Here is an 8,740-nt window from a genome sequence, read left to right on the forward strand (position 1 = left end):
GTGACCCGCAGGGTCAGGTCGCCCTCCCCGTTCATCGCGTCGCGGGCATTGACCGCCATGTTGACCAGCGCGGTCTCGAACTGGCTGGCATCGGCGCGCACGAAGCAGGGCGTGTCGGGCAAGTCCGCGCTGACGCGGATGCGCGCGCCCATGATCTGGTCGAGCATCTCGGCGATGGCCTGCAGGCGGGCGCCCGCGTCGAAGATCTCGGGCTTGAGCGCTTGGCGCCGGGCGAAGGCGAGGAGTTGGCCGGTGAGCTTGGCGGCGCGATCGACCGTGTCGGAGACCGCGTCGAGGTAGCGGGCTTTTCGCAGCTCCGGCAGGTCGGGCCGGCGCAGGAACTCGACGGAGGAGCGGATGATGGTCAAGAGGTTGTTGAAGTCGTGCGCCACCCCACCCGTCAGCTGGCCCACAGCCTCCATCTTCTGAGACTGACGAAGAGCCTCCTCAGCCTGACGGAGCTGCTCCTGCTCGCGCAGGCGCTGCGTGACGTCGGTGCCGTACTGGAAGGCGCCGATCCGCCCCCCCTCCGCGTCGCGCAAGGTCGTGTAGGTGAGCTCGTAGTTCGCCTGCCGGATCGCGGGATCGCCGAAGGCCTCCACGACCGTGAAATCCTCGCCCGCCAGCGCCCGCCCCCAGATGGCCCGTGTCGCCGCTTGGTGCGCGGGCCAGGGCGCCAGCAGGGCGAGGAGGTCGTCGCCGATACGGGGCCGCACGCCGTAGAGGCTCTCGAACTCGTCCGCGTAGGCCCGGTTCAGCGCGAGCACGCGATACTCGGCGTCCAGCGCGGCCACCAGAGCGTCGGTGGTCTCGAACACGTCGGCCCAGAGCTTGCGCTGCGCGAGCGCCTCCGTGACGCGCCGCTCCAGCACGGCGTTCACCTCGCGCAGGCGCTCCTCGGCGCGTCTGCGGTCGTGGATGTCCTCGACCACCCCGTACCAGCAGATGATCGCGCCGTCCGCGTCTCGCCGCGGATAGGCGCGGGCGCGCATCCAGCGATAGGTGCCCTGCCGGGCGACACGGATGCGGTAATCCACGTCCACCACTTCGCCCGAGGCGAGGCTCGCGGCGAAGACCGCCTGGGTGGGGGCGAGATCGTCGGGATGGAGCGCCTTGGCCCAGCCGGAGCCCAGCGGCTCACCGGGCGCCTGGCCCGTCAGGTCGAGCCAGCGATTGGAGTAGGAGGTGATGTTGCCGGCCGGATCGCAGGTCCAGGGCACCTGCGGGTTCAGCTCGACCGTGTGCCGGAAATGATCCTCGCTCTCGCGCAAGGCGGCTTCGCCGAGCACGCGGGACGTGGTCTCGGCGGTGACGCAGAAGAGGCCGGCGATCGCGCCCGCGTCGTCGCGCACGGGCGAGTAGGTGAAGGACCACCAGCTCTGCTCCGCCTGCCCATCGCGGGAGAGGTCGAGCATCAGGTCCGTCAGCACCTGGCTCTCGCCCGCGAGCGTGGCCGCGACCAGCGGCTCGATCTCCTCCCAGATGCTGGCCCAGACATCGCGGAACGGGCGCCCGAGTGCGGTCGGCAGTCGGTAGCCGAGGATCGGCCGGTAGGCGTCGTTGTAGAAGCAGAGCAGGTCCGGCCCCCAGGCGAGGAACATCGCGGTGGGGCAGTCGAGCATGAGCGAGAGCGCGCTGCGCAGCGCCGGCGGCCAAGCCTCCGGCGGGCCGAGCGGGGTCCGCGACCAGTCGCGGGTTCGGATCTCGTCTCCGGTGCGGCCGCCTCGGGGCAGGAAGGCGAAGGGATCGCTCACGTGGCCGGACACCCAGGCTCCTGCGGCCATGCGGTGAACTGGGCGATGGGTGATGGGACGAGACGGACGGTGCGGGAGACGAGGCGCGGGCCAGACATAGGTGGCATATCCCTCCTCCGCCCGTTCCGGACAAGCGGACAGCCTGTCACAAGCGCCCTGCCGGCCGGGTCCGCATTCTGCTCAGAAGTTCGCACGCGCCTCGATGCTCGAGTAGTAGCCCGTGCCCTGGATCCGGTCGCGCACGTAGCCGACGGCGAGCGACATCTGAACCGGGCCGAAGCTCAGGCCGGAGAGGTGGGCGCCGACGCGGTACTGCCGGAAGAAGTCATCGCCGAGGAACAGCGCCTCAGGCCCGATATAGACCCCGTCGGCGACCATGTAGCCGACCCGGAAGCGGGAATAGTAGGCGTTGAACTTGGTCGAGTACGAGCCGTAGGCCGAGACCATGGTCCGGTCGGTCGGGTTGGCGTAGAAGTTGGCGGCGACCCGGAAGCCGATCCCGGTGCCGACCACCGGGTTGCCGGGATCGAGGACCGAGAGCTGGTTGCTGCGCACGTTGAAGCCGATGAAGCCGGCGAGCGCGGCGTCTCGCCAGATCCACTCGTAGCCGCCCATCAGCGAGCCTTCCTGCTGGTAGCCGGTCACCCGCGAGGCGACCTGCTGACCCGGATAGGAGTAGGTGCCGGCGATGCCCTCGACGCGCACACGCGCGCCGCTCACGGTCGGGGGCGCGCCGAGCGCCGCCGTGACCGTGACGGAGCCGAAGGCCGAGCTGTTCGAGGTGATGCTGGTCGAGCCGTCGACCGCGACCGCCCAGCTGTCGTCCACGGCCTGGGCCTGCGCGCCGGTATACCAGTCGGCGCTCCCGGAGGAGACCGGCAGGTCGGCCGCGCGGGCCGAGGCGGCAGCGAGGACGGCAAGGCCTGCAAGGCCGGCTCGAAAACAAGTCCGGACGGATTGATCCCGGTGTGGAGAAACCACGGCCGCTCGCTCCCGGATACGCACACGCTAACGCACCGATTTCTCCGCTATGACGGTTAACAAGCACTTCCCGCGGACTGAGAAATATCGCGCGCCGCGGACGGAATACCTGCCGCTTCTCTTAAACCGGACAGTATCGCTGCGCCGGACATTGGGCGCATCGCCGGCTCTCTCGCGGGCCGATACGGGCGCGAAGCGCCCGCCCGCAGCACGCACAGCCTGGACGGCTCAGGCGGCGCGGGCCTCCGGCGCGCCCAGCAGCGCCGCGAGGTCTTCCTGCCGGAACGGCTTGTCGAGTTGCAGAAAGCGGCGGCCCGCCGCCGGCAGGTGCCCGTGCGGGCTCGCCAGGATGACGCGGATGCCGGGATGGCGCTCGACGACCGTCGCGGCAAGTTGCAACCCGGTCATCACCGGCATCGACTGGTCGGCGATCATCGCGTCGTAGGCGTCGCTCTCGGTAAGCAGGGTCAGGGCGTGCTCGCCCGACGCCGCCTGGGTGACGCGATGGCCGAGTTCGGCGAGCGCCTCGGCGACGCTCGCGCGCACGAGGCTGTCGCTCTCCACGAGCAGGACCCGCAAGGCACTGGCCCAGGCGGGCGGCTCGGCCGGGGCGGCGCGCTCCGCCGCCCGCAGCCAGATCTCGGCCAGGAAACCCTCCTCACCGCTGCCGTCCGAGAGTAGGCGCCAAGCGCCCCCGGCCTCGGCGATCAGGCGCGCCGCGGTCTCGATCCCGGCCGTCCCGGCCGCGCGCGAAGGCTCCCCGGGCGGGCGCCGCCCGCTGGCGAGCAGGACGTGCACGTAACGCCCCGCGGGCAGGCCGAGATCGGTCGGCTGCTCCGACACATGCTCGGCCGCCCCGACGGCGAAGCCGTGGAGGCCGTGGTCGCGGAGGTGGAAGGCGACGTTGAGGAGCGCGATCTCCAGGACGCGCTCGGAGCACAGCACCCGCGGCAGGTCCGCGGGCACGCGGTCGATGACAGGCGCGTCGCGCAGGACGTTACCCTGCATGAAGGGCAGGAAGGCGGCGACGGTCGCCGCGAGGTCGCTCTCGCCGATGCCCTCCTCCGTCCCCCGCGCGAGGCTCAGCATGCGCCGGGTCAGGGCGGCCCCGCGCTGTGCACCCGCGAGCGCCGTATCTACGAGGCGGGCCAGCTCGGGATCGAGACCCGGGCGGCGCCGAAGCACGCCGAGATTGGCGAGCACCACGGTCAACACGTCGTTGAAATCGTGGACGATGCCGTCGGTGACGCGGCGCAGGACATGACTGCGGCGTCGTTCGTTCAGGCCGGACGGCGTGTCGTCGGCAGCACCGAGCTCGCGGCTGAGGACGTGGACGCGCGTGCGGCCTGCCGCGTCGGTGACGCGCAGGAACCGCACCAGCACGCGTGCCCCGGCCGCTCCGCCGTCGGCGTCCGGGCAGGTACGCAGCACCACGTCGTGCGGGCCCTCGGCGGCGAGCGTTGCCCGCAGCGTGATATCGAGAAGGGCGTGGTCGGCGGGCTCGAACCGGGCCGCCAGATCGGTGAGGGCGACCGCTCGGTCGGCGGGCGCGCCGGCCTCCTCGGGATCCGACCAGATCACCTGCCGGGTCTCGGGGTCGATCTCCCAGCAGGTCCAGCCCGACATCGTCTCGAAAGTGTGCAACCGCCCGCGCACGCGGTCGAGGCCCGTGTCGGCGCGGTCGAGCCGCGCGTCGGCGTGTCGAACCCGGTCGTGCAGCGAGCCGGTGAGGGCCGCGATCTCGCGCACCGCCGAAGCCGGCGCCTCGCTCCCCGCGGGCGCATCCGCGAGGCGCTGAAGCGGGCGGGCGGCCCGGCCGCCGAGCGCCCAGCCGAGGGTGCCGGCCGCGAAGACAAGAGCGAGTCCGAGGCCGAGGATGCGCCCATCCGGCGCCGCGCCGGGCCGGCTCGCGACGGGCGCGTAGCCCGTCACCAGCCAGCCCGGATTGGCGAGATCCGGCCCGCCGCGCGTCGGCGCCGCGGCGTGCGGCCGCGGGTCGTCCGCGGCGGCCAGGATCCCGGCAAGCGCACGGCCGTCCGCGCCCGTGACCGCGAAGGCGAGATCGGCGGGCAGCGCGAGGGCGCGTCGCACGCGGGCGCCGATCTCCTCGAAGAGCACCGGCGCGGCCCGAAGCTGAAGCCGGTCCGACCGGCCCGGGGGCCCGAGCGCCAGAGCGACCGTGAACGCCGCATCCGCCTCCGCGCCCGCCACGACGGCCTCGGCGTTGCGCGCCCGCGCGAACCAAGGCTCGCGCGCCACGCTGGTGCCGAGGCGGCGCGGCTCGCCCGCGGCCCGCACGGTGCCGTCGGGGCCGATCAGGACCGCGTCGCGGTAGCGCGGGTTGAGGGCGAGCCAGTCTCTGACGAGGCCCACGCGCGCCGCATCGGCAAGATCCGGATCGTCGAGACGCAGCAGTAGCGCGACGTTGCGGGCGTCCGCGACCGCGCCGATCAGCGCTTCGTCCACGGCTTCGGCGAAGCTGCGCGAGGCCTCCAGCACTCCGCGCCCCCCCGCATCGGGATCGCTGCGCGGCGCGACGAGGCCGGCGCCCAGGCAGGCGAGCGCGAAGGCCGCGGCCGCGATGCCGGCGAGCTGGGCTGCGTTCAGAACCTTGAGCGGGATCCGGACGGAGTCCAGCATGCGGGGGCACCGGCACGGTTTGCTGAGTGAAGGCCCTCGGGCTTCCGTGCCCTCCACGAGACGGCCAAGCCGCTTAAGGGCGGGTTAATGCCACCGATCCAGGCGCGACAAAATACCTCTTCAGGTTGTGTCACGTCGCTCGACGCTTCAGCATGCGAGTCCGCTGATGCATTGCTGCACCGCGAATCCCGCAATTGAAGACAGCTTTCATTAAAGTCGTTTTTATACCTTCGGGGGTGGAACTCGCAGGCCGACTTCTACAGCAGCGTCGAAAACATATTCTCATAAGGGCTAGCGCTGGCCGCCATGCGTCGGGTGCACGGTGCTGATCCGTACACGGACAGGTCCGGGTCTTCCGGGCGGGACAGAAAATATGTTCCCTGAGCGACAAAGCGACATAAAGTGGTGATGGGGGATTTCCGAAGATGAGGGGATTCCCGAACTTGGAGTGGCAGGCGTGATGTGGGCGGTGCGGTGGCTGGCCTGGATGGGGGTGACGGCGGCCGGCCTCGTCCTGCTGAGCCAGCCCGTCGGCACGCAGAACCAGCTCGCCATGAGCCTGGCTGCGATGGCTGCGATGATCGCGCTCTGGCTCTTCCTCGACGGGCCGCGCAGCCGCTTCATCTTCCTGGCGATGGGAAGCCTGGTGGTGCTGCGCTACATCCTGTGGCGCGTCACCGACACACTTCCCTCGCCGGGTGATCCGGTCAGCTTCGGCTTCGGGCTGCTGTTGCTGGTCGGCGAACTGTACTGCGTCTTCATCCTCTTCGTCAGCCTGATCATCAATGCCGAACCGCTCCGGCGCCGGCCGCCCCCAGCCGCGCCGGCCGCCGACCTGCCGGGCGTCGACGTCTTCGTGCCGAGCTACAACGAGGATGCCGCGATCCTGGCGATGACGCTCGCCGCAGCGCGCCAGATGAACTACCCGCCCGGCAAGCTTACCGTGTGGCTGCTCGACGACGGCGGCACCGACCAGAAATGCGCCGACCCGGACCCGGAGAAGGCCGTATCCGCCCGCGCCCGCCGGGCCGAGCTTCAGGCGCTCTGCGACGATCTCGGCTGCCGCTACCTGACGCGGGCGCGCAACGAGCACGCCAAGGCCGGCAACCTCAACAACGGCCTCAGCCACGCGCGGGGCGAGATCGTGGTGGTGCTCGATGCCGACCACGTCCCGTTCCGCTCCTTCCTGAGCGAGACGGTCGGCTACTTCGCCGAGGACCCGAAGCTGTTCCTCGTGCAGACCCCGCACGCCTTCCTCAACCCGGACCCGATCGAGCGGAACCTGCGCACCTTCGAGCGCATGCCCTCCGAGAACGAGATGTTCTACTCGGTCACGCAGCGCGGGCTCGACAAGTGGAACGGCTCGTTCTTCTGCGGCTCGGCGGCGCTGCTGCGCCGCACGGCACTCGATGAGGCCGGAGGGTTCTCGGGCATCACCATCACGGAGGATTGCGAGACCGCCTTCGAGCTGCATTCCCGCGGCTGGACCAGCGCTTATGTGGACACGCCGCTGATCGCGGGCCTGCAGCCCGACACGCTGACCGACTTCATCGGCCAGCGCTCGCGCTGGTGCCAGGGCATGTTCCAGATCCTGCTCCTGAAGAACCCGGCCTTCCAGCGCGGCCTGAAGCCGATCCAGAAGATCGCCTACCTGTCGAGCATGACCTTCTGGTTCTTCCCCGTGCCGCGGCTGATCTTCATGTTCGCGCCGCTGCTGCACATCTTCTTCGACCTGAAGATCTTCGTGGCGAGCGTGGACGAGTCGATCGCCTACACGGCGACCTACATCGTCATCAACCTGATGATGCAGAACTACGTCTACGGCAAGTTCCGCTGGCCGTTCGTCTCGGAACTCTACGAGTACGTCCAGGGCCTCTACCTGTCGAAGGCGATCGTCTCGGTGATCTGGTCGCCGCGGAAGCCCACCTTCAACGTCACCAACAAGGGCGCGACGCTCGAGCACGACCACCTCTCGTCGCTGGCGGCCCCCTTCTTCGCGGTCTATGCCCTGCTGGCGACCGGCTGTGCCGTGGCAGCCTACCGCTACCTCTTCGAGCCGGGCGTGACGAACCTGATGCTGGTCGTCGGCCTGTGGAACTTCTTCAACTTGCTGACCGCGGGAGCCGCCCTCGGGGTCTGCGCCGAGCGGCGGCAATTGGAGCGCATGCCCTCGCTGCCGATCAGCCGCCGCGGGCACCTCACGCTCGGCGGCCGGGCCGTCGACGTGGCGGTCGAGCGCGTCTCGGCGGAGGCGTGCACCGTGCGGATGCCGGCAGCCGCCCTCGGCGCCGGGGCCGGGCACCGGCCGATCGCCGGGAGCCTCGCCGTCGTCCCGGTGGCAGGCGCGCGGGCCGCGGGCGCCCTGCCGGTCGTGCTGGGCCCGGTCGACCGCAGCGGCGACGAGGCGGTCTGCCGCCTCGCCTTCGGCAGGCTGCGGGCCCAGGACTACGTCGCGCTCTCCGGCCTGATGTACGGCGACGCCGAGGCCATGCGTCGCTTCCAGATGCGGCGGCGGCGGCACAAGGATCTCTTCACCGGCACGCTGCAATTCATCTGGTGGGGTCTGGTCGAGCCGGTCCGCGCCGTGCGCTATGCCCTCGCGGGCGAGCCTGCCGCCGCCGATACGACGCCGGCCGCGGCCAGGGTCGTGCAGCCCAGCTATGACGGACCGGAGCCGACGGATCCGGCTCCAGAAGCGCGACCGCCGTTGCCGAACCCGGCTCCCGCGGCGGTCCTGGCCGCACGCAGCGAGCCCACCCGCGCCCCGGCCGAGGCCGAGAGCGACTGGGTCCGCCTGATGCTCGACTTCGAGAACGACCGCGCGTTCGCCGGGCAGGACCGGCGCCGCACCGGGACGGCGTGAGCGTGCGATGAAGGCCCGCACCCGATATCCGCAGGGCTGCCTGGTCGGGGCACGCGCCCGCGCAATCGCCCTGATCACGGTGCTGGCGGCCGCGGCTTGGGCCGCCGGACCCGCAGCGGCCCAGAGCTTCCTCGGCGCCGGCCCGGCCGAGCGCCTGACCATACCACCCGCTGGCGATGCGCTGCGGCCGCCGCCGCCCGCCGCCCCGGCCCGGCCGCCCGCACAAGAGGCGGAGCGCCGGATCTCCACGCAGGCGGCCATCGCGCCCGCCCGGCGCTTCCCGGCCGGCACGCGGGGCTACCGCCTGTCGGGCGAGGAGGCGACGCTGGCCTTTCCGGTCTACCTCACCGAGGCTCAGACCCGCGGAAGCGCGCGGCTGCGCGTCTCCTACATCTCGTCGATCTCGGTGGCGCCCGAATCGTCGGAACTCGTGGGCAGCGTCAACGGCCAGAAGGTCGGCTGGACCCGCATCCAGGCGCCGGGCGCCGTGAAGGTGGTGGAG

The 8,740-nt window shown here is 71.1% G+C and carries 5 protein-coding genes; 2 read left to right on the forward strand and 3 right to left on the reverse strand.

Annotated elements, in window-relative coordinates:
- From MFF54_RS22055 to MFF54_RS22065, 3 genes are all read right to left on the reverse strand, one after another.
- The coding region (locus MFF54_RS22055) for a PAS domain-containing sensor histidine kinase (protein WP_238306413.1) at window positions 1-1,601 on the reverse strand (1,601 nt) is incomplete at its 3' end.
- Window positions 1,602-1,934: 333 nt separating this feature from the next.
- On the reverse strand, window positions 1,935-2,636 hold the full coding sequence (gene bcsS / locus MFF54_RS22060; RefSeq protein ID WP_238306414.1) for a cellulose biosynthesis protein BcsS: 702 nt from the start codon (window positions 2,634-2,636) through the stop codon (window positions 1,935-1,937).
- Between the two features lie 327 nt (window positions 2,637-2,963).
- A complete protein-coding gene (locus MFF54_RS22065) occupies window positions 2,964-5,375 on the reverse strand; it encodes a response regulator (RefSeq protein ID WP_238306411.1) in 2,412 nt (803 codons plus the stop codon).
- A gap of 460 nt (window positions 5,376-5,835) precedes the next feature.
- On the opposite strand from MFF54_RS22065, the gene bcsA reads away from it, so the two are divergent.
- Together bcsA and MFF54_RS22075 are read left to right on the forward strand one after the other, a co-directional pair.
- Window positions 5,836-8,238 carry a UDP-forming cellulose synthase catalytic subunit gene (bcsA, locus tag MFF54_RS22070; protein WP_238306415.1) on the forward strand — a complete coding sequence of 801 codons (2,403 nt, stop codon included), beginning with the start codon at window positions 5,836-5,838 and terminating at the stop codon, window positions 8,236-8,238.
- 7 nt (window positions 8,239-8,245) lie between these two features.
- The coding region (locus tag MFF54_RS22075; RefSeq protein ID WP_238306412.1) for a cellulose biosynthesis cyclic di-GMP-binding regulatory protein BcsB at window positions 8,246-8,740 on the forward strand (495 nt) is incomplete at its 3' end.

The organism is Methylobacterium gregans, assembly GCF_022179245.1.
Taxonomy (GTDB): Bacteria; Pseudomonadota; Alphaproteobacteria; order Rhizobiales; family Beijerinckiaceae; genus Methylobacterium; species Methylobacterium gregans.

Excerpts from the sequence above, each read along its gene's own strand:
- MFF54_RS22065 (WP_238306411.1), bottom strand. The coding sequence starts at position 5,375 with ATGCTGGACTCCGTCCGGATCCCGCTCAAGGTTCTGAACGCAGCCCAG.
- bcsA (WP_238306415.1), top strand. The coding sequence starts at position 5,836 with ATGTGGGCGGTGCGGTGGCTGGCCTGGATGGGGGTGACGGCGGCCGGC.